Below are 26,764 nucleotides of genomic sequence, written 5' to 3'. Positions count from 1 at the left end.
ACATCAGCGATCTCCTCAGAAGTAAAGGCAATGTTGTGGCAGATGTGGCAGGTTTCACGCTGACTGTGAGTATTCACCGTGCTCGGGTCGAACTTGCCGCGGTGTTCGCGCATTGCGGAAGCTGCTGTCACGCTCCGGCGCGGCTGGTTAACTAGTCCTGCACTCGGATCCGAGGGCGCTTCGGGTGAATGCACCACTTACTGCAGGTGTTAGATAGCTTTACCAGGAAAGATTCCATTCATGTACGTCAAGATCTGTGGCATTACCGACACGCACACTGCCAACGTTGCCATCCGTGCCGGGGCTGACGCTATAGGCCTGGTCTCATATGCGCAGAGCCCACGCCACATTGAGCCCGCCGCCGCACGCGAAGTGATCCACTCAGCGCGCGATGCAGCGGCAGATCTAGGTCGCCAGATTGATACCGTGCTTGTTGTACGTGGCGTCAGTATTACTGAGGCAATGCGTCTCATGGAGGAATTCGGCGCAGATGTCCTCCAGCTCCATGGTGGCTTTGATGCACGGGACTTCGAAGTGGCACGTGAAGCTGGGCTCCGGGTATGGCGGGCTGCTTCATTGGCTGATGAGCCTGAGGTGCGCGCTGGAGCCTTCGGTGAAGAACGCCTGTTGCTTGATGGCTCGATTCCTGGTTCGGGTGAAGTTTGGGATGTGAGCACGGCGACACGGCTTTCCATCGGGGATGAATGGTTGCTCGCTGGGGGCCTCTCCCCCGAGAATGTGCAAGAATTGCTCGAGGCTTCGGGGGCCGGCGGCGTTGACGTTTCTAGTGGCGTCGAGTCTCGCCGTGGCGTGAAAGACCCAGACCTTGTGCGGGCGTTTGTATTAAATGCCAAGTCGGCTCGACGGATCTAGTCTGGAAATTCGATGCAAGAATCACCGAAATTCGCTGACCACTTCACATTCGAGGTTGCTTCGCTGTAACATAATCGTTACATTTGAGTGATGCCCGCTCGTCAACCAATCATCAGGGATGTATGAACTCCGATAGTAAATCCACGTCGCGAACCTTCCCGTCGCGACGAGAGATCCGGATGCGCGAACAGCTCGCTGAGGTTTCAACGGCTGCGATTAGCACGATCTCGCAGCTTCCTGGTGAGCGTGACGCATCTGAACCCGAGCATTCGGTACCCCAGCGGCCTGTAGTGTCGCGACTCAAGCGGGCCCTGCAAGTAACTGGCGCGGCGAGTGTTGCCGGCCTGGTGCTTTCCTTTGCACTCCCCTCACTTGCCGAAACGAGCGTGAGTGCGAGCGAACGTGTGTCGGGACAGAAGTTTTACAGCGCAATCGGCTCTGAAGACAGTGTTGCAGGTGCACTTGGTGACATTCCTGCGGTGGCGGTTGGGCCAAACGTTGGTAGTAGCTTCTTCAGCCTCCCCGACGCGGTCGTTGCATATCCGCTTGATCAACCAGCAGTCCTGACTGACGGTTTCAGCTATCGTTCCGAGCCAGTCGAACAGTTCCACGCGGCGCAAGACTTCGGCATCGCCGAAGGCACCCCCGTGCTCGCTATCGCTGACGGGGTTGTGAGCGCTGGGCCATTTATCACCGAGGCATGCGGTTTCGCGCTCGAGATTCAGCACACCATCGACGGAAAGCCAACGAAGAGTCGGTATTGCCACATGCAGACCGATTCTCATACCTGGCAAGTTGGCGATGTCATCAAGAAGGGCGAAGTTGCCGGCAGGGTCGGTAATACGGGACTCTCGTTTGGCGCGCACTTGCACCTCGTCGTTGAGATTGAAGGCGTCCCGGTTGATCCGATGCCATTCCTCGCGACCTATAGCCGCGTCGTGCCGAAGCCAGCAGTTGCGGCGAAGCCCGCCGCCTAGCTCGGTACCCGCCCAAGTAGAAGTGGGGCGGTTCCTGTTCTGTCAGGAACCGCCCCACTGCTGTGTTCGGGAGGATTAGAGCGTGCTGTTGAAGCGCGACGTCGCCGCTGCCCACGTCGCGAGCTTCGCAGCAGCTGCTCCAGAATCAATCGCAGCCTCAGCGCGTTCGATCCCCTCACGGAGACGAACCAGGAGTGGGCGTTCAACGGATTCGGGCTGCGAAGCAAGATCGTATGAAACCAGCCCGGCGGCGGAGTTCAGAAGCACAATGTCGCGCACAGGGCCACGCTCGCCACTCAGTACACGGTGAACCACCTCAGCATTCTCCTGGGGTGTGCCGCCGAGGAGATCCGACATCTGCGCCCGGGGCAGGCCCAGATCGCGTGGATCAATGTCATGCTCGGTGAGGCCGCCGCGGGAAATCTCCCAGAGGCGCGAGTGCCCTGTCGTGGTGAGTTCATCAAGCCCATCATCGCCGCGGAAGACAAGAGCTGATGCGCCACGCAGACGGAACACTCCAACAAAAAGGGGAATGCGTTCGATGTCTGAGACGCCTACTGCTGATGCTTCGGGTCGAACTGGATTGCAGAGTGGGCCAAGGAAGTTAAAAACAGTAGGGATGCCAAGTTCGGCGCGGGCTGGCGCAACGTGCCGGAACCCGGGGAGGAAGTGTGCGGCATGCACGAACGCGATCCCCGCCTCGTCGAATGAAGCTGCAAGCTGATCGGCGTCAAGCGACAGGCTAATGCCGAGTTCGGAGAGCACGTCGGAAGAACCAGACTTGCTCGAAGCGGCGCGATTACCGTGCTTCACGACAGGTGTACCTGCCGCGGCCGCCACAATCGAAGACATTGAAGAGATGTTGACAGTCCCGTAACGGTCACCACCGGTACCTACGATGTCGAGGGACATTGCAGGTAGCGAGATGGGACGAGCCTCTGCGAGGATCGCGTCGCGGAAGCCGATAACTTCCTCAACAGTTGTGCCCTTGCTGCGGAGACCTACAAGAAACGCACCCATTTGGGCCTGGGAAGCTGTGCCAGTCATGACCTGGGACATCGCCCACTCTGACTGCGAAACACTGAGGTCTTCCCCGGAAAGAAGCGAAGTTAATACTGCTGGCCAGGTCTGGGTGTCGATCATACGTAAATACTATCCGGCACGCCACGGCGAGGCGTGGCGCACAAACGTCTTCACATCACGATAGGATTGTCAGGTATTTCGCAGTAATCTGCATAGTTTGCGCTGCGATGAAAAATGCACACCAAACTTTCAGCCATAATGGAAGGGTGACCAAGACCACTATGAATACCAAGTCAGCCGTGCCCGCGGTTAAGCGACCCAACATCGTCGCCGTCGGCACGATCGTGTGGCTGGGCAGCGAGGTCATGTTCTTCGCAGGCCTCTTCGCGATCTACTTCACACTCCGGGCGATGAACCCTGAGCTGTGGGCAACGCAGACCGAGAAGCACAACTTCACGTTTGCCCTTATCAACACCCTGATCCTGGTGGCGTCTTCGTTCACCGCACAGGCAGGCGTGTTTGCAGCAGAGCGCATGCAGCCTCGCAGGACCGGCCGCGGAATCCGCAACTGGGGAACGGTTGAGTGGTTCTACCTCACGTTCATCCTCGGTGCGATCTTCGTTGCAGGCCAGTCCTATGAGTACGCAACGTTCGTTTCTGAGGGCATCACCCTCATGAGCGACCCGTACGGTTCTGCCTTCTACATGACCACCGGCTTCCACGGCATCCACGTGTCGCTCGGCCTGGTTGCGTTCCTGCTCGTGATTGGCCGCATCTACGCGGTTAAGAACTTCACGCACAAGGAAGAGACCACTGCGGTCGTCGTGTCCTACTACTGGCACTTCGTCGATGTCGTGTGGATCATCCTGTTCCTCATCGTTTACGTCCTTAAGTAAAGCTCAGGAGTAAGAAGATCATGGCATTCGCCAAGAAGAATCGTCAGGCCGGTCGCCGCCATCCATTGGCTACCGTTGCTCTGCTCGCTGTGGGTCTCGTTGTTACCGGCGCTGCATACGCTGGTTTCACTCAGACCTCTGCGACTGCAGAAGTGGACCTCAACTCGACCGAGGTTATTGATGAAGGTCGCAAGCTGTTCGGTGCAAACTGTGCAACTTGCCACGGCGTCAACGCTGAAGGTACCGAAGACGGCCCCACGCTTATTGGTGTGGGCGCAGCCTCCGTGCATTTCCAGGTAGACACCGGCCGTATGCCGCTTGCTTTCCAGGGCCCCCAGGGCATGGTCAAGCCGCAGCAGTTCACCGAAGAGCAGACCCTTGAAATGGCTGCCTACGTCGCATCGCTGGCTCCTGGTCCTGCACTCCCCGAGTCGAAGTACCTCCAGGCAGACGGCGACGTTGCACGCGGTGGCGACCTGTTCCGCATTAACTGTGCAATGTGCCACAACGTTGCAGCTGCGGGTGGCGCGCTGACTCAGGGTAAGTGGGCGCCTTCGCTTGATGGCGTGGACCCGATCCACATCTACGACGCAATGGTTACCGGCCCGCAGAACATGCCTGTCTTCAACGACGCAAACCTTGCGCCTCAGGACAAGGCTGACATCATCTCCTACCTCAAGTACATCGAGAATGAGCCCGCAGTTGGCGGCTTCAAGCTCGGCTCGCTTGGTCCGGTAGCTGAGGGCCTCTTCATCTGGGTCATCGGTCTCGGTGTCATCGTCGGTCTGACCGTTTGGGTCACCGCGAAGTCCAACTAGCGGCAACGCATCAGCAGTTTCATCTCTTAAGTCAAGGAGCAACATGGCAGAGGAAGCGAAGAACGACGGCGCTCAGGACGCTGTCGTCAGCGCCCACGGCCACAGCGGTGACGGTGCCTCGGTGGGAACCGCGGTCATTTCGTCGGACGCAGTGCAGAATCCCGGGCTTCCCCCACACCGGAAGCGCGTTACAGATATTGATCCGAAGAAGGAGAAGAGCGCAAACCGCGCTGTTTACACCCTCTTCTACCTCTCGATCGTAGGAAGCCTCGGCGCGGTTCTCGCGTACATGTTCTTCCCGATTGAGGACGGCGCACTTGCGTCGATCCGCCTGCACACGATGTTCGTCGGCCTTGGCATGACGCTCGCGCTGCTCGCACTTGGTATTGGCGCTGTCCACTGGGGCAAGGCGCTGATGGCGGATCATGAGTCGATCGACTACCGTCACCCAGTTTCAAGCTCCCCTGAGGTGCGCGAGACTGCTGCTGAGGTATTCGAAGTTGCTGACAAGGAATCGGGCTTCTCGCGCCGTACTCTTGTTCGCAACAGCCTGCTCGGCGCGCTCATCGCATTCCCGATCCCAGGCATCACTCTCCTGCGCGGCCTCGCTCCGCAGGACATCGATCCGGTTGAGGTTCTCCGCCACACCATGTGGGAGAAGGGCACCCGACTTGCGCGCGACCTCGGTGGTGCAAATGTCGGTGGCGCTATCCGCGCAGCAGATGTCACCATTGGCTCAGCATTCCACGTTGTGCCCGAGAACCTTGGTGCCGCAAGCGACGTTCTGAACCAGAAGGCAAAGGCGATTGTTCTCCTGATGCGTCTGGATGAGAAGGAGCTCAACCCGAGCCCCGGCCGCGAAGACTGGGCTTACAACGGCATCGTTGCATACTCGAAGGTCTGCACCCACGTCGGCTGCCCCGTTGCTCTCTACGAGCAGCACACCCACCACCTCCTTTGCCCTTGCCACCAGTCGCAGTTTGACGTGTCAAAGGAAGCAAAGGTTGTGTTCGGTCCCGCAAAGCGTCCTCTCCCCCAGCTGCCGATCACGGTTGACAGCGAAGGCTACCTCGTGGCGCAGAGCGATTTCCATGAACCTGTCGGTCCGAGCTACTGGGAGCGCCTGAAGTGAGCACCGTAACTGATACCACCGCACAGAGCGGCTCAACCCGCTTCACAGCTGCGGCGTCCTCGTACATCGACGATCGCACCAAGATTGGCGTCGCGGTTAAGGAGTTTGGCCGCAAGGTCTTCCCTGACCACTGGTCGTTCCTCCTTGGTGAAGTCGCGCTGTACAGCTTCGTCGTCATTCTCCTCTCGGGCACCTTCCTCACCCTGTTCTTCCAGGCGTCGATGGTCGAGACCCACTACATGGGTCCTTACGTTCCCATGAAGGGCGTGGAGATGTCGGCGGCTATGGCCTCGACTCTGGACATTTCGTTCTCGGTTCGTGGTGGCCTCCTGATGCGTCACGTGCACCACTGGGCAGCGCTGCTCTTCGTAGCGTCGATCGGTCTGCACATGCTCCGTATCTTCTTCACCGGTGCTTTCCGTAAGCCCCGCGAGTTGAACTGGCTCATCGGCTTCGTCCTCTTCGTGCTCGCAATGGCAGAAGGCTTCACTGGCTACTCGCTCCCCGATGACGTTCTGTCGGGTAACGGTCTTCGTATTATCGACGGCATCATCAAGGCAATTCCGGTTATCGGAACCTGGCTCTCGTTCCTCTTCTTCGGTGGCGAGTTCCCGGGCACTGACATTGTTGGTCGCCTGTACATGCTGCACATCATGTTGCTGCCTGCCCTGGTGATTCTCTTTGTTGCACTGCACCTTGCCTTCGTGGTTATCCACAAGCACACGCAGTACCCCGGCCCCGGCAAGACCGAGAACAACGTTGTTGGCTTCCCAGTCCTCCCCGTTTACGCGGCAAAGGCTGGCGGCTTCTTCTTCATCGTCTTCGGTGTCATTCTTCTGATCGCTACATTCTTCGGAATTAACCCGATCTGGAACTACGGCCCATACGATCCGTCACCGGTTTCTGCTGGTACACAGCCTGACTGGTACATCGGCTTTGCCGATGGCATGCTCCGTCTTGTTCCTCCTGGGCTCGAGACTGAGTGGTTCGGATTCACCTGGTCATGGAACATGTTGCTTCCGTTGATCATCATCGGTGTCTTCCTCGTGATTGTTGCGGCATACCCCTTCATTGAAGCTTGGGTGACCGGCGACAAGCGTGAGCACCACATCCTTGATCGTCCGCGCAACGCTCCTACCCGTACCGCTATCGGCGCTGCAGGTGTGACCTTCTACGCTGTCATGTGGGCAGGCGCAAGCTCGGACCTCATGGCAACCCACTTCCAGCTGTCGATGGAGGGTGTCATTCACGCCCTTCAGGCGCTCCTCTTCCTCGGCCCGATCATTGCGTACATTCTCACGAAGCGCATCTGCCTCGGCCTGCAGAAGAAGGATCGCTCGATCGCGCTCCACGGCTACGAGTCGGGCCGCATCGTCCGCATGCCAGGTGGCGAGTTCGTTGAGGTTCACAAGGAGCTCAGCGAGTACGAGCGTTGGGAGCTTGTCAGCTACGACGACTACGCTCCGCTCATGCTGCGCCCCGATGACAACGGCAAGATCTCGTTCGGCAAGCGCCTCCGCGCTGGAATGAGCCGTTGGTTCTACGAGGACCGCATCGTTCCCCCGACTCAGGGTGAGATCGAGAAGGCAAAGCACGAAGGTCACTAAGCCTGATTGCTCCTCATTTGAGAATGCCCCCGCTAGGATTCCTAGCGGGGGCATTCTCGTTTTCACCCCATGCGGAACAAAGGAGTTGAATGCAATGCGCGCTGATCGATTGGAACGCGTGCCGTGGCCGGCGGTGGTCACTTTCTCAGCGGTTGCGCTCGCACTTGCCTGGTTGGTTGCAATTCCCGTCTGGATTGTCCCGCAAGAGCGGCCCGGATATGACGCACTTTTTGGGGCAATCGCGGCCGCGATGATGTTCACCCCACTGGTTGCGGTTCTCATCGTCATGTTCGTAATGAAAGTCCCAGCCAGTGAGCGCCTTCGCTTCTTGGGCATGTGGCCGCTTCGTCCGGCGAAGCGCGTCGTGTGGCTCACTGTGCTCGGCCTGTTCGCCCCAATTGTGCTCGTGGGAGCGACGTTGGTCCTCGGTAGCCTGTTTGGTTGGCTTGAGCTTGATCTCGAAAACTTCTCAGGCTTTGCTGCCGAGTTAAACGCCCAGCTGCAGCCACTGGGAATGGATGTATCAGTTATCGGGCTGCCGTCCCTTGAAGTCTTAGTGCTCATGCAGCTTGCGTTCATCCCCGTAGGTGCTGTTTTCAACTGCCTGTTTGCGTTTGGGGAGGAAGTCGGCTGGCGGGGATGGCTGCTCCCTGCGCTTCGCCCGTTGGGGGCATGGCCAGCATTGCTCCTCTCTGGTGCGCTATGGGGTCTTTGGCACGCTCCGCTCATTCTGTTGGGGTACAACTTCAACCGCACGGACTGGTTCGGGGTGTTCCTGATGGTGGCTGGCTGCATCGCCTGGGGTGTGTTCTTTGGCTGGTTGCGAATGCGAAGCGCTTCTGTGTGGCCAGCCGTCATAGCCCACGGGGCGTTGAACGCCTCTGGTGGCATGTTCCTTTTGCTTGGCGCCGCTGGTGATTCACCGGACTTTGCGCTCGCAGGGCCACTCGGCCTCGCGTCCTGGATCGTGTTGGCAGTTGTCGCTTTGGGGCTGGCGCTCATGGGGCAGTTCAAGGTAGAGCCAGAACTCTCGAGCGCCAAGCGTGAGACTGAGAATCTGGAGCATACAAATGCTCAAAATGAGTAATTGTAACTATCTGTAGATGTAACAAAAGCCCGGAGCGCGCCATGCGTTCCGGGCTTTTGCGATTGGGTGTGTTAGTGACCCATGCCAAGGCCGCCGTCTACCGGGATGACGGCGCCCGAGATGTAGGCCGCATCATCACCAGCAAGGAATGAAACTGCTCCTGCAATCTCCTGGACCTGGCCAAAGCGGTTCGCGGGAATGGTGGCGAGGTACTGTTTCTGGGTATCCTCTGGCAGTACCGCGGTCATGTCAGTTTCAACGAACCCGGGGGCGACGACATTGGCGGTGATGTTACGCGCACCGAGTTCCCTGGTGAGTGAACGCGCGAAGCCAACAAGGGCCGCCTTCGAGGACGAGTAATTGATCTGCCCAGGCCCGCCGTAAAGCCCGACAACGCTCGAGATCATAATGACTCGACCGAACCGACCCTTGAGGAGACCCTTTGCAGCACGCTTGACGACACGGAAGGTACCAGTCAGGTTCGTGTCAATGACACTTGTGAAATCCTCTTCGCTCATACGCAGGAGAAGCGTATCCTTCGTGATGCCCGCATTGGCAACGACGACCTCGACCGAGCCGTACTCTGCCTCAATCTCCGCGAAAGCGCGATCAATTGACTCTGCATCGGTCATGTCTGCTTGTACGGTGAGCGAACCTGCAGGCCCTTCGCCAGAGCGTGCGGTGACAGCCACGCGGTGGCCATCAGTGAGGAGACGCTCAGCAATTGCGTAGCCGATGCCGCGGTTGCCGCCGGTGACTAGGACGGTGCGGGGAGTCGTCATGAGGGTCCTTTCGAAAGACATACAGATAGGTACCAGCCTAAGTTATTGCAGTGCTCGGGAAAGCCAGGCGCGCGCATGCGATTCACCGGCATTTCCCCAGCGTGAAAGGCGTAGGCTTGGTGGGTACTGATTGTGGGAGCATGATGCAGAAGACCTATCGCGTAACCTCGGCTGGGGTGAATCCAGACGCTGACCGTGCGCACCGTGAACGGATGTATTACCTGTCGATGGGGATTCGTGTGGTGTGTGTTGTTTCGTTCTTCTGGGTTCATGGCTGGTGGATACTCATTCCCGCCGTTGGATCCATTGTGCTGCCATGGTTTGCAGTGATGATCGGCAACGCCGTAGCCCACGGCGGTGGCGAAGAGGTTGACGCGCCTGAGCCATTGCAGCTCACCCGGCCTGCCAGCGCAAACGGTGGCGAAGATGAAGCTCTTGTTTCGCCACCAGTCATTGTTATCGATGTTGATCCCACGCGGCGCGGCGGAGCGAGCCAAGCTGAGCAAACCGGTACTGACTCCCCTGCCCAGCCAGGTGAGGTCTCATGATTTCCGTCCCACACATCGGTCTCGGCGGCGAACTTGACGAACAGTTCAGGTGCTCCCGAGCTCGGTGCTCAGACACTGCGTTGTGGGCGATCCAATGGCGAAACCCAAAGATCCACACCCCTGAACGAAAAAAGACTTGGCTCGCGTGTGAGCCGCATCTGACTGCGCTGCGCGATTTTCTCGAGGCGCGCAGCTTCCCGCTCGAAGTTATTTCGGTAGACGCGCTCATCGCGCAGGCCCAGGAAAGCGAAAGTGACCGTGACATTGCCCAATAGTGAGGCCGAGCTTCCCGGATGGAAGTTCCTGTACTCCCCCCGCTGGATCGGCTATTTTGCGCTACTTGTAGTGTTCTCGGTCGCCTGCGTGTTCTTGGGAAATTGGCAATTTGAGCGCCGCGCTGAAGCCCGTGCTGAGATCGACCGCATCGATTTGAACTACGACGCTGAACCGGTTCCCCTCGCTGAAGAAGTGCCAGACCGGACATCGTTCGATGAGGATGAGCAGAAATGGCAGCAGGTCGTCGTCACGGGAGAATACCTGGACACGCCAGTGCTGGCTCGTAACCGTCCTGGGCCAGGAACCGTTGGTTCAGACCTGATAGTGCCATTCAAGACGACTGATGGGCAGGTCTTCTTTGTGGATCGCGGTTGGGTGCCTGTTGATGGTGCGCAAGCGATGTCTGATGACATCTCGGCCCGCGATAAGGCGTTGGCGTCTTTGCCTACCTCTCCAGAGGGACAGGTACTCCTGACCGCGAGACTTCGAGCGAGCGAACCAGAGATTCCTGGTCGCACCTCAGCTGGCATGACCGTTGCGAGTATTCAGTCTGAGGAAGTCGCACGTGTCACCGGCACCGCTGAATCGGCGTATCTTGCGAGCTACGGCATGTTGGTGCAGGAAGCATCGCTTGATGGTGCACCTCTCGCCACCGAGCACGGTACCTTGCCTGCTCGCCCGGAGCGTGACGAAGGACCACACCTGTCTTATGCGTTGCAGTGGTACGTGTTTATCTTGATTGCGGGGATCGGGGTGACGTATGCGGCTCGCCAGGAGTATCGCGGATTGAACACCGGCTCAGAGAAGGTGCGGCTCGCTGACGAGGTTCGTGCCGAGAAGCGCCGCAAGAAGGTCACTGATGCCGATGAAGAAGACGCGCTCCTTGGCGCATAATACTTCTCATTGAGCGTGCCATTCTGAACTGAAAGTAATTCTGTATGTCTTACATTAAGTCCCCTCGCCGCTCAATGGCGCGGATCGGATCCATTGCTCTTGTCGCCGTGACGGTTCCGCTGCTCGCTGCGTGCTCATCGCCGAAGGTCGACCCTGTTGCTACGCGTGACTCAGTGGCTGAAGCCGTGACTGAGCCAGAGCTGGACGCGGCGACAATTACGGATGAGAAGTATGATTTTGAACTGCATCCTGAACCTCTTGTTGAGCCGCTTGACTGCACTCCCTATCTGGTCGTAACAGTGCGAGGAACGGGCGAACCAACAAAGGGTCAGCTGCTCTCCCCCGTCGCGCGTGAGATTAAGAAGGCGCGTCCCGACGAGGTGACACAGATCGACCTTGATTACCCCGCAGATACCGATGTTCGCGAGGGCGGGTCGCAGGGTGTCCGCGTGCTCCTAGACACGTTGCGCGTTCAACACGAAGCCTGTGGCGATGAACAGTCATTTGTATTGCTTGGCTACTCGCAAGGCGCCTTGGTTATTGGTGATGCACTCTCCGCAGCAGAAGACCGTATGGTCGGGGTCACAGCCGGCGATCTCGCACCAGAAATCCAAGCCCAGGTGCGCTCGGTCGTGCTGTACGGAAACCCCAGGTTCCTCGCAGTCGAGGATTACAATCAGGGCAGCTTCAAGATGAATCGTGACGGTGTCTTCCCACGTCGTGAAGGAGCGTTGGCTGCGTATGAGGACAGGATCCGAGATTTCTGTGTCGATAAGGATCTGGTCTGTCAAAGCGCGCTCGACGCGACTGAAGAGGCACATGTTGAGTACTTCGACAATGGGATGCAGCAGGACGGCACCGCGTTCGTAGTGTCACGACTTGATCCTGCGAAGCCAAAGCCGAAACAAAAACCCAAGAACGCTGAGAAAACGCAGACGGACGACTCTGACGTCCCAGAAAAAGATGAGAGCCCAAAGAGTGGCGCTCAAGAACGAGGCACGCAGCCCGGAGCGGATGGGCTCGAACCGCGTCCATAACGATCGCTACGCGCAATAGGGGCGGGGTGGATTCTCAGATGAATCCACCCCGCCCCTATTGCGCGTGCGCCTTACGCGAGCTCGATGAGCTCCAAGTACTCCTTTGACCAATGATCCTCGGTGCCCTCAGGCATGACAAGTACACGCTCCGGGTTGAGGGCCTCGACTGCGCCTGGGTCATGCGACACGAGCACTACGGCGCCGCTGAAGTGCGCGAGTGCGTCGAGGATCTCTTCACGGCTGGCGGGATCAAGGTTGTTTGTTGGCTCATCGAGCAGCAGTACGTTTGCGCTCGAGACAACGAGTCTTGCAAGCGCAAGACGGGTCTTCTCGCCGCCCGAAAGTACGCCAGCTGGCTTGTGTACATCGTCACCAGTGAAGAGGAACGAACCAAGTACCTTGCGAGCCTCAGTTTCGGTGAGATGCTGCGACACAGAGATCATGTTCTGCAGCACGCTCGCCATCACGTCAAGTGTCTCGTGCTCCTGAGCGTAGTAGCCAACCTTCAAGCCGTGGCCGGCAATGATTTCTCCGGTGTCGGGTTCGTCGACCTGCGCGAGCAAGCGAAGCAGGGTGGTCTTACCAGCACCGTTGAGACCAAGAATGACGACTTTCGAACCGCGATCGATCGCGAGATCCACGCCGGCAAAGATTTCGAGAGAGCCGAAGGACTTTGACAGCCCCTCCGCCATGATCGGGGTCTTGCCACACGGAGCCGGATCCGGGAAACGCAGCTTTGCAACACGATCTGCCTGGCGAACCTCTTCTAGGCCAGACAACATCTTGTCTGCGCGGGCGACCATCTGATGCGCTGCCGCCGCCTTCGAGGCCTTCGCGCCGAAGCGGGCAGCCTGATCCTTCAGGGCAGAAGCCTTCTTCTCGACGTTCGAGCGCTCCTTGCGACGACGTTCCTCGTCTGCAGCGCGTTGACGCTGATAGAGCTTCCAACCCATGTTGTAGACATCGATGACCTGGCGATTGGCGTCGAGATAGAACACGCGGTTCACGGTTTCACCGACCAAGTCGATATCGTGACTGATGACAATCACGCCGCCCTTGTACGTCTTCAAGAACTCTCGGAGCCACACAATTGAGTCGGCGTCGAGGTGGTTCGTTGGCTCGTCAAGAATCATCGTGTCAGCGTCTGAGAACAGAATTCGCGCAAGCTCGATGCGTCGACGCTGACCGCCAGACAGCGTCTTAAGTGGCTGGTCAAGTACTCGGTCGGGCAAACCGAGATTGTGTGAAATCGATGCGGCCTCAGATTCCGCAGCGTATCCACCAAGCGCGTGGAAACGATCGGTGAGGTTGCCGAAGCGCTTCATGGCCTTCGCAGCAACCGCTGGATCATCGGAAGCCATCTCGAGAGATGCCTTGTCAATGTTCTTCTGCAATGTGCCGAGGCCTCGGGCATCGAGGATGCGGTGGCGTGCGATTTGCTCAGGGTCACCAGTGCGCGGATCCTGGGGCAAAAACCCGAGTTCGCCTGAAATGGTGACCGAACCTTCGGCGGGCTGCAACTCCCCCGACAACGTGCGGGTCAGCGTGGTCTTGCCAGCACCATTTCGCCCGACAAGGCCAATCTTGTCACCGGGGTTTACGCGGAAGTTAACGCCCCCCATGAGGCGCCGTGCGCCTACGTCGATCGCAAGATCCTCGACAATAATCATGAGGGGTCCTTAAAGCTTGAGAGATTCTGGCAGACCGAATTGCAAGGCGCTATCGATCGCCACAGCGGTGACGCGGAGTGCGTCAAAAACACCAATGGTTCGGGGGTCGATTTCTACACAGTGCGCGCTTGTGTCCGGCATGCAAATAGCAGATGCCGGACACAAGTTGGCGGGAAATCGATCCCCGAACCGGAGGATGTTTTAAATTGCGAAACCGAGGGCGCGCATCATGTCGCGGCCTTCATCGGTGATGCGCTCTGGCGTCCAGGGTGGCATCCAAACCCAGTTGATTCGGAAGGCAGCCACAAGACCGTCGAGCGCTTCGGCGATGTCGTTCTCGATGACGTCAGTGAGCGGGCAACCCGCGCTGGTGAGCGTCATGCTGATCACGAGTGCATCGTGCTCCTCATCATACGCGAGATCGTAGATGAGGCCGAGGTCAACGATATTGACGCCGAGCTCGGGGTCAGAGACGTTTTTCAGCGCCTCGACCGCTTGCTCGCGAAACTCAGGGTCGATTGTGACCTGAGGTGCGTTGTTATCGGTAGACATGAGTCTAGTTTACGCCTCAGTGAGGAAGCGGTCGTAGCCCTCTTCCTCAAGACGATCAGCGAGCTCGGGGCCGCCCTGCTCGGCAACGCGGCCGTTGACGAAGACGTGAACGAAGTCAGGCTTGATGTAACGCAGGATGCGGGTGTAGTGCGTGATGAGCAGAACACCAAGGCCGGTGTTGTCCATTGCGCGGTTTACGCCCTCAGAAACGATCTTGAGCGCGTCAACGTCGAGGCCAGAGTCGGTCTCGTCGAGGACAGCGAACTTCGGCTTGAGGAGCTCAAGCTGAAGAATCTCGTTGCGCTTCTTCTCGCCACCCGAGAAGCCCTCGTTGACGTTACGTGCTGCAAAGGACTCGTCCATGCGAAGGTTGCCCATCGCCTCCTTGACGTCCTTCATCCAGGTGCGGATGGCAGGAGCTTCGCCGTCAATCGCGGTCTTTGCGGTGCGCAGGAAGTTTGCGTTGGTCACGCCGGGGATCTCCACCGGGTACTGCATCGCGAGGAACAGGCCAGCCTGTGCGCGCTCGTCGGCTTCCATCTCGGTGACGTCTTCGCCGTCGAGGATGATCTGGCCGCCGGTGATCTCGTAGCGGGGGTGGCCGGCAATCGCGTACGCGAGGGTCGACTTACCTGAGCCGTTCGGGCCCATGATTGCGTGGGTTTCACCCTTGCGGATCGTGAGGTTCACGCCCTTCAGGATGGGCTTGGGACCCTGCTCGGTCTCAACGCTGACGTGCAGATCCTTGATCTCAAGAACGGAAGTCATGCTTCAATCTCTTTCGTAACGTGGGGGTCAATGTAGACAATGCCGTCTTCAATCTCGACGACGTAAACGGGTACCGGCTCGTATGCCGGAAGATTCTGAGGAACGCCGGTACACAGATCAAAAGCTGACCCGTGTGCCCAGCACTCGAGGGTGTTTCCCTCGACGAAACCCTCCGAGAGGCTGATCTGACCGTGGCTGCAAGTATCGCCAATGGCGTGAACGACGCCCTGGTTATCAAGCACAATTGCCATCGGAACCCCGTCGAGCTCCACGCGTACCGCCTGGTCTTGTGTGAGGTCGCTCAGATCAAGTGCCTTCAGACGTGCCATTATGCGAGCACGCTCTGCTGGAGTTCAGCATCGATCGCTGCCTGGAGACGCTCCTCAACCTGCTCGTTACCGATGCGCTGGATCACGTCAAAGAGGAAGCCACGCACAACAAGCTTGCGTGCCTCGTCTTCTGAGATGCCACGGCTCTGCAGGTAGAAGATGTGCTCTTCGTCGAATCGGCCTGTGGTCGACGCGTGACCTGCGCCCGCGATGTCACCGGTTTCAATCTCGAGGTTCGGGATCGAGTCGGTGCGCGTGCCCTCGGTGAGGGTCAGGTTGCGGTTCTCCTCGTAGCTGTCGGTGCCGGAAGCAACGCGACGAATCAGCACATCGCCGATCCACACTGCGTGTGCCCCCTCGCCCTGCAGCGCGCCCTTGTACGCAACGCGGCTGCGGGTGTTGGGTGCGTTGTGATCAATGTAGACCTGATGCTCAAGGTGCTGGCCTGCGTCCGCAAAGTATGCGCCGTATGCTTCACCATTTGCACCCTGGCCGTCGAGATGCAGCGTCGGGTTGACACGTACGACCTTGCCACCGAGCGAAACAACGATGTGCTGGAGGTCACCGTCGCGACCGATAGTCGCGTTGTGGCTTGCCAGGTGAATCGCGTCTTCGTTCCATTCGTGGATCGAGACAACAGTGAGCTTCGAAGCCTCGCCAACGACGATCTCCACGGTCTCAGTGAGGTTCGCATCTCCGGAGTTCTCGATGATGACGAGTGCCTGTGCGTGAGGCGCGGTTTCGATGACCGTGTGAGCAGCGGTTGCGTCAGTAGAGAGCGCAGTGCGCTTCACTACGACGGTCTGGTGCTCTTCGCTCGTGAGCAAGATGCGCTGTGCTGCTGCAACCTGGCCCCATGCGTTTGCTGCTGCCTGGTCTTCGGGAATGCCGGCGCGGCCGACGAACTCCGAGTCCATTGCAACCTCGGAAACCGTAACTCCCGCGGCATCAGAGATTTCGAGGGCAGTGGTTGCGCCGTTCAGATCACCAGTCAGAAGGTGCTTGATCTGAGCGATCGGGGTGAACTTCCAGTTGACCTCGCGGCCGGTCACTGCCGGGAAATCTGCGAGGTTGGTCGACTTGAAGCGGTCAGAACGGGTCTGAATGGGAGCGCGGTTATCCCAGTCGCCGTCGCTGTGTGCCTTGAAACCGAGCTGTTCAGTCTGAAGATTCGACATGATTAACCGACGGATCCTTCCATGCTCATTTCGATGAGCTTGTTCAGCTCGAGCGCGTACTCCATGGGGAGCTCGCGCGCGATCGGCTCGATAAAGCCGCGAACGATCATTGCCATTGCTTCTTCTTCCGAGAGGCCGCGGCTCATGAGGTAGAAGAGCTGGTCTTCGCTCACGCGTGTCACGGTTGCCTCGTGCGCAAGCACTGCATCGTCTGTACGAATGTCAATCGCGGGGTACGTGTCTGACCGCGAGATGGTGTCGACGAGGAGCGCATCACAGACCACCGAGTTCGCTGCGTGGTGCGCATTCGCATCCACGCGGACCTCGCCACGGTAACCGGTGCGGCCGCCGCCACGTGCGATCGACTTCGACAGAATCGAAGACTTCGTGTGGGGAGCCATGTGTATCATCTTCGCGCCTGCATCCTGATGCTGGCCGGGGCCAGCGAAGGCTACGGAAAGAGTCTCGCCCTTTGCGTGCTCGCCTGCAAGATAAATCGACGGGTACTTCATCGTGACCTTTGAGCCGATGTTGCCGTCAACCCACTCCATGGTCGCGCCCTCTTCAGCGATTGCGCGCTTGGTGACGAGGTTGTATACGTTGTTTGACCAGTTCTGGATCGTCGTGTAGCGAACGCGGGCGTTCTTCTTCACGATGATCTCAACGACTGCTGAGTGAAGCGAGTCCGACTTGTAGATCGGCGCGGTGCAACCCTCGATGTAGTGCACATAGCTGCCCTCGTCAGCGATGATGAGGGTTCGCTCGAACTGGCCCATGTTTTCCGTGTTGATACGGAAGTAGGCCTGCAGCGGAATCTCGACGTGTACACCCTTCGGGACGTACACAAAGGAACCACCCGACCACACGGCGGTGTTCAGCGCTGCAAACTTGTTATCACCAGAGGGGATAACCGTGCCGAAGTATTCCTGGAAGATTTCAGGATGCTCACGGAGCGCGGTGTCGGTGTCGAGGAAGAGGACACCCTGCGCCTCGAGATCCTCACGGATCTGGTGGTACACGACCTCAGATTCGTACTGTGCAGCCACACCCGCAACAAGACGCTGACGCTCAGCTTCGGGGATACCGAGCTTCTCGTACGTGTCTTTAATCTCGTCGGGAAGATCTTCCCACGTCGTCGCCTGCTTCTCAGTCGAGCGAACGAAGTACTTGATGTTGTCGAAATCAATACCGGTGAGGTCCGCACCCCAAGTGGGCATCGGTTTACGACCAAAGATCTGCAGAGCTTTGAGACGGCGCTCAAGCATCCACTCAGGCTCGTTTTTCAAGCCAGAAATATTGCGTACAACGTCTTCGTTCAGGCCGCGCTTCGCGGCCTCGCCGGCTGCGTCGCTGTCGTGCCAGCCGAATTCGTACTGGCCGAGCCCTTCAAGCTCTGGCCGGTCGATCAGCACTTCAGACATGATCACTCCCTCATTCATCGTCTTGCGCGGGAACATTAGCTCGCGGGGCGCACCGCACTCGGGCACTACCTTGTCAAGCTAATTCCCTGCAGCGGTGCAGTAGTCTGGGCGTTGAACGGCCACCTGTGCGAATTGGCTCAGGGGCTGCATCGTTCTCAACCACAACTCATCACTCTACAGGTTCCCACTGACAATCTGGTGGGGGGCGCGCACGTGCAGCAGAGATGGATGGACGCTTATAAAGGAGCACCAAGTGTCAAAAGTGCGACTCCCCCGCACATTGAAGACGTTCGCCTGGATTTCTTTCCTCTTGAATGTGTTGATCATCGCTACGGGAGGCGCGGTTCGACTGACCGGCTCTGGGCTTGGTTGTTCTGAATGGCCCCTCTGCACGCCGGGATCCCTCGTGCCAACTGCTGAGCAGAGCTACCACTCGCTCATTGAATTTGGCAACCGGACGATCAGTGGCCCGCTGCTGATCGTCGCGATCGTGGTTGTTGTTCTGACGTGGCGGATCCGGGCACAGCGACGCGATCTCTCGGTGCTTTCATGGCTCGTCCTCAGTCTCGTGCTTGTGCAAGCCTTCGTTGGCGGCGTTGTGGTTTGGGTTGATCTCGCAGCTGTCCTCGTTGGCTTCCACTACATTGTGAGCCTCATTATTGTTGGCATCGCCGCAGCCTATGTCTACCTCATGCACGTTCCTGCTGGTCCTCGTGTACGCGTTGTACCAAAGGGATATGCGATCCTCTCCCACATCTCTACTCTCGGCATGGCAGTTCTCATTGTCATGGGAGTGCTGACGACAGCGAACGGCCCTCACTCGGGCGACGAGAACGTCGTCCGAAACGGCTTCGATGCAAGTATCCTTGCGCACCTACACGCGTGGCCCGGCTACATCACTGGTGTTCTGCTTGTTGCGCTCATGCTGTGGGCAGTGACGAAGAAGCTCCCGACCGCAAAATGGTCGATTGCGCTTGCTCTGTTGGTGTTTGTGCAGATTCTCGTAGGTTTGTACCAGGCGCGCAACGGACTTCCGGCCCTCGTGGTTGGCGTACACATGGTGCTCGCAGCACTGAGCGTGGCGACAATGACGGCTTCGATACTCTCACTGAAGCGTCCGGTCGCCGTAACCGCCCCCGCAGAATCAGCAAGCGTGATCGCCGACTAGCGAAGCGCGCTCTCGTCGTCAATGGCTCGCAGTGCGAGCCAGGCTGTCGTTCGGTCATCAACTTGAGCGAGCGACAGCCCGGTGAGGTCTTCCACGCGTTGCAGTCGCGAGGTGAGCGTCTGGCGATGAATGCCCAGGCGATCCGCGCTCGCTCGATGGCGACCATTCTCTGTGAGAAACACGCGCAGTGTTGCCGTGAGGTCCCCATGAGAGCCGTTACTGTCACGCAAGGGATCGAGCACCTGCGCAAGTTGTGTGCGAGATGTGTCAGCAAGTGAACCCAGCACGAGCGAGACTGACGAGACTCGCTCATAGTGCACCACAAGCTGCCCGTCGTTGAGTGCCGTCTCGAGCGCTTGTATCGCTTGGGTGGCGGAGTAAGCCAGGTTGTCCCCCGGTGTTGCCGCCCCAATTCCTGCGTGTAGTCGTTGACCAGAGACTGGCCGAAGTTCTTCAACGCGTTGCAACAAGCTCGGCACGAGATCCTCGCGCACGAAACCGAGCAATTTTCCACCCTGACTGGCGAACACATACTCCGCACCCATCTCGTGGAGCCAGCGACGCAGGATTCGTTCCGCATCGATCGTGCGAGAACGCGATCCAAGTGCGAATGCTGTCAGTGAGTGTTCGTGGACGCCCCACCTTCGAAGTAGCTCAAGTGCGGCTGTGCCACCCGCGAGCAACGTGTTCATGAGCGCTTCGCGCCCCAGGTGATCAGTCTTTGACGGGTCGTGGGTTCGCAAGAGCAAGTCGCAGAGCTCAGCTGCGAGCGACGCGAGGTCGCGCGCGTGACTCATTGTCCCAGACCGGGTCGCAATGACTAAGTACCCTGCAATGTCCCGATCAGAGCCAACTTGGTGAATCTGCAGCCCTTCGTGCCGCACCCGAACCGGGCGGCCAAGTGCGACCGCTGAGGCGTCAGTGACATGCAGTCTGCCTGCACCAGCGCTTGCGATGAGATGACCCTGCGGATCTAGAAGCACTGCCCAGCCATTCACGCGATGCGTGAGCTCTGCAATGACAGCCGTCACTCCCCCTCGTCTTGCGGCCTGAGTTAAGACTTTCATGCCTCCAGAAACGAGGCGATCAGACGCTGCTCGGTCTTCGACAAGCAGCGTGGTGATTGACGCGTGCAAGGCGTCTGCATTGAGCTCGCAACCCAGAATCGCATCAAGGTTTCTGGCCTCAAGTTTCGCCCGAACTTCTGGAGAGTCGACCGCAGACACCCACACTGTATTTGCAAAGACTTTCGCATCATCGGGACTGCTGTCGACCCTGGCAATGAGGGCGTCGAAATTGCCGGTGATCAGCGTTGTGTAGCCGGGGTTTCCAACAACAACAAGATCCTCATGTGCGGTGACGCTGTCGATCAGACTGAGGCTCGAAAGCCCTTGCGAGACAAAGGTGCCGCGGACTGCGCGGGTGACAGCTGAAACAGTAAGCGCCATGTGCCAAATGTACCAAACGCAACAGCTTAAGCCCAGAATTCAGCACTTGGTACGGCGACAAATCGTTCACCTCGTACGTACCATCTCGGAGTAGCCTCGCGCCAGACCAACGGCGCGGACATAATCCAACGGAGGAAGACCCATGAAGGCTGTCGTATTTCGCGACCCAGACACTCGCGTAGAGGTCGTTGAAGCAGAGCTTGCCGGCCCCAAAGCCGGTGAGGTGCGAGTAAAGATTGCAGCGGCTGGCGTGTGCCACTCCGATCTGCATGTAAAGCGTGGCGAGTGGGACGCACCCGCGCCGCTCGTCATGGGGCACGAAGGTTCAGGCGTCGTGGTTGAGCTCGGTGAAGGGGTTACTTCACTCGCTGTAGGCGATCATGTTGTGCTGAGCTGGGTGCCGCCTTGTGGCGAGTGCCGTTACTGCCTGCAGGGCCACGAGGCTCGATGCCAGAAGGTCGTTGAGGTGAACAACGCTACTGGTTCACTGTTCGACGGCACGTCACGACTCTCGAACGCCGAGACCGGCGAGTCGCTACGCCACTACCTCAGCGTCTCTTCCTTCGCGGAAGAAGTCGTTGTACCCGTTTCGGGTGCTGTGAAGGTGCGAGATGACGCACCGCTTGACGTTATCGCCGTGGTTGGTTGCGCGGTAGCTACTGGTGTTGGTGCGGTATTGAACACCGCAGCTGTTGAGCCCGGCTCGACGGTCGCGGTCATCGGTTGTGGCGGCGTTGGTCTGAACGTCGTCCAGGGCGCGAAGCTTGCAGGTGCTGAGCGAATCATTGCGATCGATCTGCTGCCTGAAAAGACTGCGATGGCGCTGCAGTTCGGTGCGACCGATCGCATCGATGCTTCAAACGGTGACGTCGTCGAGCAGCTGTTTGCGCTGATTCCCGATGGCGTGGACTACGCCTTCGATGCAATCGGACGCACGATCACCACCGAACAGTCAGTTCGCATGCTCGGGCTTGGCGGCGCTGCCGTTATCGTTGGCCTTCCGCCGACCGGCGCGAAGGCATCGTTTGAGCCTCTCGTGCTTGCCGAGGCTGACCAGCGCATCCTTGGCTCGAACTACGGTTCTGTTCGACCTTCCATTGATATTCCGGCGCTCGTGGACCGCTACATGGATGGTCAGCTAAAGCTCGATCCGCTCATCTCAGGTCGCCGTCGTCTCGAAGACGCTGCAGATGCGCTCGACGACCTTGAAGCAGGTGGCGTACTCCGCACCCTGCTCATTCCGTAATTTTCCTTCGGGAATTCTCAACCACTCGAAGGAGAGTGATTCGACTTCATGTCAACTACTGAAAGGCAAGCGCCCGTCGATGCGGGCTTGCGCCAGGGAGTAATGTCGGGCGCAGAGCTCTCTGCCCAGGCAATCGCGAACATTGCGCCAAGTGCCGTGATGGCGTTCACAGCGGCCGGAATCTTCGTCGGCGCCGGAAACGGCACCATGCTGTCGCTCTTGCTCGCAACCATCGTCATTTTGTGTGTCGGCTGGTGCGTGGCTGTCTTCGCCAAGAAGAACGCATCAGCAGGGTCGCTGTACACCTATGTCTCGAAGGGCCTCGGCCCGACCGGCGCGTACATCGCCGGCGTCGCGTTGATCATCGGTTGCTGGGGCATCGCAGCGGGCTCGCTTGGTGGAGCGATCTCATATACCTCGGATTTGCTCACCCTGTTGGGCATCCCGGCTGGCAACGTTATCTGGCTGATTGCACTCGCGATCACTATCGGTGGACTTGCAACCTTCTTCACCATTCGCGGGATCCGCGTCTCGGCACGTGTATCGCTCGTGCTCGAGCTGGTCTCGCTCGCGATCATCCTTGTGCTCTTGGTCATCGCGCTGATTGCGGTCGGCCCGAATGCATGGGACCCGGCGCAGTTCAAGATGACGGGCGCACCCTTCCAGGGTGTCGCTGCCGGTATGGTTCTCGGCATCCTTGGCTTCGTCGGATTCTCATCCGCGGATGCGCTCGGACGCGAGGCAAAGAACCCCTACACCGCGATCCCCCGTGCGATCATGTGGAGCGCGGCGGGAGTCGGCGTACTGTACATCTTCGCTGCGTACACGCAGATCGCTGTTCTTGGCGCGGAACTGGGTGAGGTTGCGAGCCCGCTCCAGGCGATCTCGGACAAGATTGGCATGCCGACCTGGTTCACGCCGCTGCTCGTGTTTGGCGTAGCTGCATCATTCTTCGCTGTCGTTGTTGCTCCGCTCAACGTCGTGGGCCGCATCGTCTACGTCATGGGCAAGGAAGGCGTCGTCCCAGAACGCTTCGGACGTACGCACGACACCCACCTCACGCCGCACCGCGTGCTGTTGATTGCCGGACCTGCAGCGATCATCCTTGACATCATCTTGCTCGCCTTCGGCGTGCACCCGATGGACATTGTCGTGTGGGTCGACACCTATGGCACCTATGGCTACATGGTTGCCTACGCTCTCGTCGCGATTGCGTGTGTGGTGTATGTTCGTCGCGAAAAGATGCGGAGCGCGCTCGTGACGGTGTGCGCGACGGTCGCTGTTGTTGCGATGGCCTACGTGTTCTTCGCAAACGTGTGGCCGGTCCCTGCGTTCCCGTTGAACGTGATTCCGTATCTCTTCTTGCTCACCATGATCCTGGCGCTGACCCGATTCGTGTACTTGAAGCAGAAGCGACCCGATGTCATTGCGCGGATCGGTAACACCGACACCGACATGCTGGATGGCGTCGGCTAGAAGTTCGACTTCGCCTAAGAGGTGGCTGTTCTTCCCTGTTATTTGGGGAGAACAGCCACCTCTTTGTGTTCGGCGGCGTCCATTCCACGATTGAGAGACGAGAATCGTGTCATTTCGCGACGTACTTTCAATGTCGGCAGTTGTCTGCCTTGCCGTAACACTCGCGAGCTGCACATCCAGTGCTGCTGAACCACCACCTGGTGGGCCACCGTCGCCGTCCACGGTGCGTTGTATAGCTGTGGGTACTACTGATGACATTACTTGAGTAAGTGCTGGGGTCGGGGTGCTTCTGCCCTCTGAAGAGTCGATGGCGATTCTCCAAACGGTGAACCCTTGGGACTTAATACAGGGCAACATTCGATAGGTCCAGGATCGACTTTGCTCAATGATCTTCTTGAGCCGACAATGTAGTAGCCCCGAGCCAAACGGCCCGGGGCTACTACATATACGGCAGTTATGCCGTGAGTAAAAACTAGAACGGAAGCAGCGGATCCACCGCGATCGCAATCGAAAGCACCGAGAGGTAGGCGATCGATGCGTGGAACACCTGCATCGGCTTGCCTTCGTTGCCGCGGATTGCCTGGTTATACAGCTTGTGGGCTTCAACAATGAAGTAGATGCCACTTGCAAGCGCGACTACCGAGTACGTCCAACCCATGTTGGCGACAGGGATGAGGAGGAAACTCGAGACGACTGTTGCCCAGGTGTACAGGATGACCTGGAGGCCAACAGTCGTGCGGCCTCGCACCACCGCAAGCATGGGCACGCCAGCTGCAGCGTAGTCCTCGCGGTAACGCATCGAGAGCGGCCAGTAGTGTGCAGGAGTCCAGAGGAAGATGATGAGGAAGAAGATCCACGCCGGCCATGCGAGTGACTCAGTCACCGCAGCCCAGCCGATCAGCACAGGGAAGCAGCCAGCGATGCCGCCCCAGATGATGTTCTGTTCACTGCGACCCTTGAGCCACATTGTGTATACAACGACATACGTGAAGATTGCGGCGAGGCTCAACAGAGCGGCAAGCCAGTTCGTCGTGAAGTAGAGCCAGACGATTGACGCAACGCCGAGCGCAAACGCAAAAATCAGCGCATTGCGATCTGAAATCTCACGGGTAACGAGCGGGCGATTCTTCGTGCGGTTCATCACGCGATCGGCCTCGCGGTCGATATAGCAATTGAAAGCACCGGCGGAACCCGCGCTCATGGCGCCACCGATAAGCGTTGCAAGCACGAGCCAGAGATTCGGCAAGCCACCTTGGGCCAGAATCATTGCCGGAACAGTGACAACGAGCAGAAGCTCCATCACGCGCGGCTTGGTGAGTGCAACGTAGTTCTTCACCGTCCGGCCGAACGAACGCGGGGCCTGAACGGGAGCTGCTGGGGTAGAAATCTCTGCGGACATCACTCCTCATGGTACCGGTAGTCGGTAAGATTGGGTGGGAGTGCGCTGAGTAGGCGCAAAACGCAACATGAGAGGCTGGGGCTGTTGACGAACGGATTGCACTGGGACGAGCTTGATGATCGGGCGGTGGACACCGCACGCGTGCTCGCTGCGGACGCAGTTGAGAAGGTGGGCAACGGTCATCCAGGCACGGCGATTAGCCTCGCCCCTGTCTCGTACCTGCTGCACCAGAAGGTCATGCGCCATGACCCTGCCGATGCTGACTGGCTCGGCCGCGATCGCTTCATTCTCTCCATCGGACACTCGTCGCTCACACAGTACGTGCAGTTGTACATGGGTGGCTATGGTCTTGAGCTCGAAGACATCGAAGCGCTTCGTACCTGGGGTTCAAAGACCCCAGGGCACCCCGAGTATGGCCACACCAAGGGCGTTGAAATTACGACCGGCCCACTTGGCCAGGGACTCGCGTCGGCAGTCGGGTTTGCCTATTCGGCACGTTACGAGCGTGGCCTCTTTGACCCCGAAGCTGCGCCAGGAACCAGCCCCTTTGACCACTTCATCTACGTTGTTGCAGGTGACGGTGACCTCCAGGAAGGCGTGACCGCCGAAGCTGCTTCGCTCGCGGGCCACCAGGAGCTTGGCAACCTCATCGCGATCTACGATTCGAACCAGATCTCGATCGAGGATGACACTGACATCTCGTTCTCTGAGGACGTCGCGAAGCGTTACGAAGCATACGGCTGGCAGGTGCTTGAGGTCGACTGGAAGAAGACCGGAGCATACGTCGAAGACGTCGCTGAGCTTTACGCTGCGATTGAGGAAGCAAAGGCAGAGTCGTCCAAGCCGACCCTCATCATTCTGAAGACCATCATCGGTTGGCCTTCGCCGGGCAAGCAGAACAGCGGTGGAATCCACGGTGCAAAGCTGGGCGCAGAAGAACTCGCAGGACTGAAGACGGTTCTTGGGTTCGACCCTGAGAAGCACTTTGATGTTGCGCCTGAGGTGATTGCACACACCCGTGGCGCAGTCGACCGTGGCGCCGCAAAGCGAGCTGAATGGCAAGCTTCGTTCGACGCTTGGGCAAAGGCCCACCCAGAGCGTAAGCAGTTGCTTGATCGTCTTGAAGCACAAGAACTTCCTGAGGGCGCGCTTGAGGCGCTTCCCGCATTTGAAGCTGGCGCGAGCGTCGCTACCCGCTCGGCGAGCGGCAAGGTGCTTGCAGCTCTCGGTCCGATCATGCCCGAGTTGTGGGGCGGATCCGCAGACCTCGCTGGGTCCAACAACACGACGATCCCGAACGCTGCTTCGTTTGTTCCCGCTAACCACTCGACCTCGACCTGGCAGGGCAACCCCTACGGCCGCGTACTGCACTTTGGTATTCGGGAACACGCCATGGGCGCGATCCTGAATGGCATCCAGCTTCACGGCAAGACCCGTAGCTATGGCGGTACCTTCCTGCAGTTCGCCGACTACATGCGTCCTGCAGTTCGACTCGCGGCGCTCATGAACGTGCCGAGCGTGTTTGTGTGGACACATGACTCGATCGCACTTGGTGAGGACGGTCCGACGCATCAGCCGATCGAGCACATTGCGTCTCTTCGTGCGATCCCAAACCTTGCAATGGTTCGCCCAGCCGATGCGAACGAGACTGCAATTGCATGGCACGAGATCCTGACACGTCACGGCGGCCCAACCGGCCTTGCTCTGACCCGTCAGAACGTTCCCGTCCTCGCAGGTACCCGCACTGAGGCTGTTCGTCGCGGCGCATACGTGCTTGCTGATACGCCGACCGATTCACTTGATGTCATTCTTATGGCAACCGGTTCAGAGGTGCAGCTCGCAGTGGCAGCTCGCGACATTCTTGCCGAACAGGGCGTGGGCGCTCGAGTGGTCTCGATGCCGTGCTTCGAGTGGTTCGCCGAGCAGTCTGCTGAGTACCGTGAAAGTGTCATCCCAGCTTCTGTGAAGGCACGTGTGAGCGTTGAAGCTGGCCTATCGCTTGGCTGGGAAAAGTTTGTTGGTGACTCAGGCCGATCGGTTTCAATCGAGACCTTCGGTGCGTCAGCCGACTTCGAAACACTGTTCCGTGAGTACGGAATCACCACTGAAGCTGTCGTTTCGGCAGCACAGGAAAGCCTGCAGGCGCAGGCATAGGAGGA

Annotated in this window: 26 protein-coding genes; 15 read left to right on the top strand and 11 right to left on the bottom strand. The window is 58.7% G+C overall.

Annotation, left to right across the window (positions count from 1 at the left end):
• Positions 1–240: 240 nt before the first annotated feature.
• Positions 241–873, top strand: coding sequence for a phosphoribosylanthranilate isomerase (locus FW756_RS04415; RefSeq protein WP_446428956.1), 633 nt, complete (start codon positions 241–243; stop codon positions 871–873).
• 179 nt (positions 874–1,052) lie between these two features.
• Positions 1,053–1,850 (top strand): M23 family metallopeptidase, encoded by a 798-nt coding sequence (locus FW756_RS04410; protein WP_446428955.1) that lies wholly within the window; start codon positions 1,053–1,055, stop codon positions 1,848–1,850.
• Between the two features lie 75 nt (positions 1,851–1,925).
• Here FW756_RS04410 and trpD read toward each other — a convergent pair whose 3' ends face one another.
• Entirely contained in the window at positions 1,926–2,993 is a 1,068-nt protein-coding gene (gene trpD / locus FW756_RS04405; RefSeq protein WP_446428954.1) for an anthranilate phosphoribosyltransferase, read from the bottom strand.
• A 161-nt stretch (positions 2,994–3,154) separates the two neighbouring features.
• Between trpD and ctaE the strand changes: the two genes are divergently transcribed.
• From ctaE to FW756_RS04380, 5 genes are all read left to right on the top strand, one after another.
• A complete protein-coding gene (gene ctaE / locus FW756_RS04400; protein ID WP_446429210.1) occupies positions 3,155–3,769 on the top strand; it encodes an aa3-type cytochrome oxidase subunit III in 615 nt (204 codons plus the stop codon).
• 20 nt (positions 3,770–3,789) lie between these two features.
• Positions 3,790–4,587, top strand: coding sequence for a cytochrome bc1 complex diheme cytochrome c subunit (qcrC, locus tag FW756_RS04395; RefSeq protein WP_446428953.1), 798 nt, complete (start codon positions 3,790–3,792; stop codon positions 4,585–4,587).
• Positions 4,588–4,630: 43 nt separating this feature from the next.
• The gene (gene qcrA, locus FW756_RS04390) at positions 4,631–5,719 is read left to right on the top strand and encodes a cytochrome bc1 complex Rieske iron-sulfur subunit (RefSeq protein WP_446428952.1); all 1,089 of its coding nucleotides are present in this window, start codon (positions 4,631–4,633) and stop codon (positions 5,717–5,719) included.
• Entirely contained in the window at positions 5,716–7,326 is a 1,611-nt protein-coding gene (qcrB, locus tag FW756_RS04385; RefSeq protein WP_446428951.1) for a cytochrome bc1 complex cytochrome b subunit, read from the top strand. The genes qcrA and qcrB overlap by 4 nt, the downstream gene beginning before the upstream one ends.
• Positions 7,327–7,420: 94 nt before the next feature.
• Positions 7,421–8,413, top strand: coding sequence for a CPBP family intramembrane glutamic endopeptidase (locus FW756_RS04380; RefSeq protein ID WP_446428950.1), 993 nt, complete (start codon positions 7,421–7,423; stop codon positions 8,411–8,413).
• Between the two features lie 71 nt (positions 8,414–8,484).
• Here the strand turns inward: FW756_RS04380 and fabG are convergent, their stop codons facing one another.
• Positions 8,485–9,195 (bottom strand): 3-oxoacyl-ACP reductase FabG, encoded by a 711-nt coding sequence (gene fabG, locus FW756_RS04375; RefSeq protein ID WP_446428949.1) that lies wholly within the window; start codon positions 9,193–9,195, stop codon positions 8,485–8,487.
• 140 nt (positions 9,196–9,335) lie between these two features.
• Between fabG and FW756_RS04370 the strand changes: the two genes are divergently transcribed.
• The 4 genes from FW756_RS04370 to FW756_RS04355 are packed head-to-tail and all read left to right on the top strand — an operon-like array spanning position 9,336 to position 11,950.
• On the top strand, positions 9,336–9,743 hold the full coding sequence (locus FW756_RS04370; protein ID WP_446428948.1) for a DUF3099 domain-containing protein: 408 nt from the start codon (positions 9,336–9,338) through the stop codon (positions 9,741–9,743).
• Entirely contained in the window at positions 9,740–10,018 is a 279-nt protein-coding gene (locus FW756_RS04365; protein WP_446428947.1) for a hypothetical protein, read from the top strand. Before FW756_RS04370 ends, FW756_RS04365 begins: the two co-directional genes overlap by 4 nt.
• A complete protein-coding gene (locus FW756_RS04360; protein ID WP_446428946.1) occupies positions 9,996–10,913 on the top strand; it encodes an SURF1 family cytochrome oxidase biogenesis protein in 918 nt (305 codons plus the stop codon). Before FW756_RS04365 ends, FW756_RS04360 begins: the two co-directional genes overlap by 23 nt.
• 44 nt (positions 10,914–10,957) lie before the next feature.
• Positions 10,958–11,950: a cutinase family protein gene (locus FW756_RS04355; RefSeq protein ID WP_446428945.1), complete on the top strand. Its 993-nt coding sequence runs from the start codon at positions 10,958–10,960 to the stop codon at positions 11,948–11,950.
• A 71-nt stretch (positions 11,951–12,021) separates the two neighbouring features.
• Here FW756_RS04355 and FW756_RS04350 read toward each other — a convergent pair whose 3' ends face one another.
• Genes FW756_RS04350 through sufB form a run of 7 tightly spaced genes read right to left on the bottom strand, consistent with a single transcriptional unit; the run spans position 12,022 to position 17,868 of the window.
• The gene (locus tag FW756_RS04350) at positions 12,022–13,620 is read right to left on the bottom strand and encodes an ABC-F family ATP-binding cassette domain-containing protein (protein ID WP_446428944.1); all 1,599 of its coding nucleotides are present in this window, start codon (positions 13,618–13,620) and stop codon (positions 12,022–12,024) included.
• Between the two features lie 9 nt (positions 13,621–13,629).
• Complete coding sequence (locus tag FW756_RS04345) at positions 13,630–13,761, bottom strand: hypothetical protein (protein ID WP_446428943.1); 132 nt, start codon at positions 13,759–13,761, stop codon at positions 13,630–13,632.
• Between the two features lie 60 nt (positions 13,762–13,821).
• Positions 13,822–14,172 carry a metal-sulfur cluster assembly factor gene (locus FW756_RS04340; RefSeq protein WP_446428942.1) on the bottom strand — a complete coding sequence of 117 codons (351 nt, stop codon included), beginning with the start codon at positions 14,170–14,172 and terminating at the stop codon, positions 13,822–13,824.
• A 9-nt stretch (positions 14,173–14,181) separates the two neighbouring features.
• On the bottom strand, positions 14,182–14,940 hold the full coding sequence (gene sufC, locus FW756_RS04335; protein WP_188033888.1) for a Fe-S cluster assembly ATPase SufC: 759 nt from the start codon (positions 14,938–14,940) through the stop codon (positions 14,182–14,184).
• Positions 14,937–15,269 (bottom strand): non-heme iron oxygenase ferredoxin subunit, encoded by a 333-nt coding sequence (locus tag FW756_RS04330; RefSeq protein WP_446428941.1) that lies wholly within the window; start codon positions 15,267–15,269, stop codon positions 14,937–14,939. The genes sufC and FW756_RS04330 overlap by 4 nt, the downstream gene beginning before the upstream one ends.
• The gene (gene sufD, locus FW756_RS04325; protein WP_446428940.1) at positions 15,269–16,447 is read right to left on the bottom strand and encodes a Fe-S cluster assembly protein SufD; all 1,179 of its coding nucleotides are present in this window, start codon (positions 16,445–16,447) and stop codon (positions 15,269–15,271) included. Before sufD ends, FW756_RS04330 begins: the two co-directional genes overlap by 1 nt.
• Positions 16,448–16,449: 2 nt before the next feature.
• Positions 16,450–17,868 (bottom strand): Fe-S cluster assembly protein SufB, encoded by a 1,419-nt coding sequence (gene sufB / locus FW756_RS04320; protein WP_188024024.1) that lies wholly within the window; start codon positions 17,866–17,868, stop codon positions 16,450–16,452.
• Positions 17,869–18,121: 253 nt separating this feature from the next.
• On the opposite strand from sufB, the gene FW756_RS04315 reads away from it, so the two are divergent.
• Complete coding sequence (locus tag FW756_RS04315) at positions 18,122–19,036, top strand: COX15/CtaA family protein (protein ID WP_446428939.1); 915 nt, start codon at positions 18,122–18,124, stop codon at positions 19,034–19,036.
• Here FW756_RS04315 and FW756_RS04310 read toward each other — a convergent pair.
• Positions 19,033–20,484, bottom strand: a complete 1,452-nt coding sequence (locus FW756_RS04310; protein WP_446428938.1) for a PucR family transcriptional regulator — start codon at positions 20,482–20,484, stop codon at positions 19,033–19,035. The genes FW756_RS04315 and FW756_RS04310 overlap by 4 nt on opposite strands.
• A 142-nt stretch (positions 20,485–20,626) precedes the next feature.
• Here FW756_RS04310 and FW756_RS04305 point away from each other — a divergent pair, with 142 nt between their 5' ends.
• Positions 20,627–21,730, top strand: a complete 1,104-nt coding sequence (locus tag FW756_RS04305) for an alcohol dehydrogenase catalytic domain-containing protein (RefSeq protein WP_446428937.1) — start codon at positions 20,627–20,629, stop codon at positions 21,728–21,730.
• 48 nt (positions 21,731–21,778) lie between these two features.
• Entirely contained in the window at positions 21,779–23,206 is a 1,428-nt protein-coding gene (locus FW756_RS04300; protein WP_446428936.1) for an APC family permease, read from the top strand.
• 472 nt (positions 23,207–23,678) lie between these two features.
• On the opposite strand, the gene FW756_RS04295 is transcribed toward FW756_RS04300, so the two are convergent.
• Positions 23,679–24,605: a heme o synthase gene (locus FW756_RS04295; RefSeq protein WP_446428935.1), complete on the bottom strand. Its 927-nt coding sequence runs from the start codon at positions 24,603–24,605 to the stop codon at positions 23,679–23,681.
• Between the two features lie 84 nt (positions 24,606–24,689).
• Here FW756_RS04295 and tkt point away from each other — a divergent pair, with 84 nt between their 5' ends.
• Complete coding sequence (gene tkt, locus FW756_RS04290) at positions 24,690–26,759, top strand: transketolase (protein ID WP_446428934.1); 2,070 nt, start codon at positions 24,690–24,692, stop codon at positions 26,757–26,759.
• The last annotated feature ends 5 nt before the right edge of the window (positions 26,760–26,764 follow it).

Source organism: Leucobacter sp. 1207-22, assembly GCF_052850455.1.
The sequence above is the reverse complement of the archived record's forward strand: the minus strand, read 5'-3'. Positions and strand labels throughout refer to the sequence as shown.

Coding starts and splice junctions, on each gene's coding strand:
- sufB (WP_188024024.1), bottom strand. CDS start 17,868: ATGTCTGAAGTGCTGATCGACCGGCCAGAGCTTGAAGGGCTCGGCCAG.
- FW756_RS04355 (WP_446428945.1), top strand. CDS start 10,958: ATGTCTTACATTAAGTCCCCTCGCCGCTCAATGGCGCGGATCGGATCC.
- fabG (WP_446428949.1), bottom strand. CDS start 9,195: ATGACGACTCCCCGCACCGTCCTAGTCACCGGCGGCAACCGCGGCATC.
- FW756_RS04365 (WP_446428947.1), top strand. CDS start 9,740: ATGATTTCCGTCCCACACATCGGTCTCGGCGGCGAACTTGACGAACAG.
- FW756_RS04305 (WP_446428937.1), top strand. CDS start 20,627: ATGAAGGCTGTCGTATTTCGCGACCCAGACACTCGCGTAGAGGTCGTT.
- FW756_RS04350 (WP_446428944.1), bottom strand. CDS start 13,620: ATGATTATTGTCGAGGATCTTGCGATCGACGTAGGCGCACGGCGCCTC.
- qcrA (WP_446428952.1), top strand. CDS start 4,631: ATGGCAGAGGAAGCGAAGAACGACGGCGCTCAGGACGCTGTCGTCAGC.
- FW756_RS04410 (WP_446428955.1), top strand. CDS start 1,053: ATGCGCGAACAGCTCGCTGAGGTTTCAACGGCTGCGATTAGCACGATC.
- ctaE (WP_446429210.1), top strand. CDS start 3,155: ATGAATACCAAGTCAGCCGTGCCCGCGGTTAAGCGACCCAACATCGTC.
- qcrC (WP_446428953.1), top strand. CDS start 3,790: ATGGCATTCGCCAAGAAGAATCGTCAGGCCGGTCGCCGCCATCCATTG.
- sufD (WP_446428940.1), bottom strand. CDS start 16,447: ATGTCGAATCTTCAGACTGAACAGCTCGGTTTCAAGGCACACAGCGAC.
- FW756_RS04300 (WP_446428936.1), top strand. CDS start 21,779: ATGTCAACTACTGAAAGGCAAGCGCCCGTCGATGCGGGCTTGCGCCAG.
- FW756_RS04330 (WP_446428941.1), bottom strand. CDS start 15,269: ATGGCACGTCTGAAGGCACTTGATCTGAGCGACCTCACACAAGACCAG.
- FW756_RS04345 (WP_446428943.1), bottom strand. CDS start 13,761: ATGCCGGACACAAGCGCGCACTGTGTAGAAATCGACCCCCGAACCATT.
- FW756_RS04370 (WP_446428948.1), top strand. CDS start 9,336: ATGATGCAGAAGACCTATCGCGTAACCTCGGCTGGGGTGAATCCAGAC.
- FW756_RS04295 (WP_446428935.1), bottom strand. CDS start 24,605: ATGTCCGCAGAGATTTCTACCCCAGCAGCTCCCGTTCAGGCCCCGCGT.
- FW756_RS04340 (WP_446428942.1), bottom strand. CDS start 14,172: ATGTCTACCGATAACAACGCACCTCAGGTCACAATCGACCCTGAGTTT.
- FW756_RS04380 (WP_446428950.1), top strand. CDS start 7,421: ATGCGCGCTGATCGATTGGAACGCGTGCCGTGGCCGGCGGTGGTCACT.
- sufC (WP_188033888.1), bottom strand. CDS start 14,940: ATGACTTCCGTTCTTGAGATCAAGGATCTGCACGTCAGCGTTGAGACC.
- FW756_RS04310 (WP_446428938.1), bottom strand. CDS start 20,484: ATGGCGCTTACTGTTTCAGCTGTCACCCGCGCAGTCCGCGGCACCTTT.
- FW756_RS04415 (WP_446428956.1), top strand. CDS start 241: ATGTACGTCAAGATCTGTGGCATTACCGACACGCACACTGCCAACGTT.
- trpD (WP_446428954.1), bottom strand. CDS start 2,993: ATGATCGACACCCAGACCTGGCCAGCAGTATTAACTTCGCTTCTTTCC.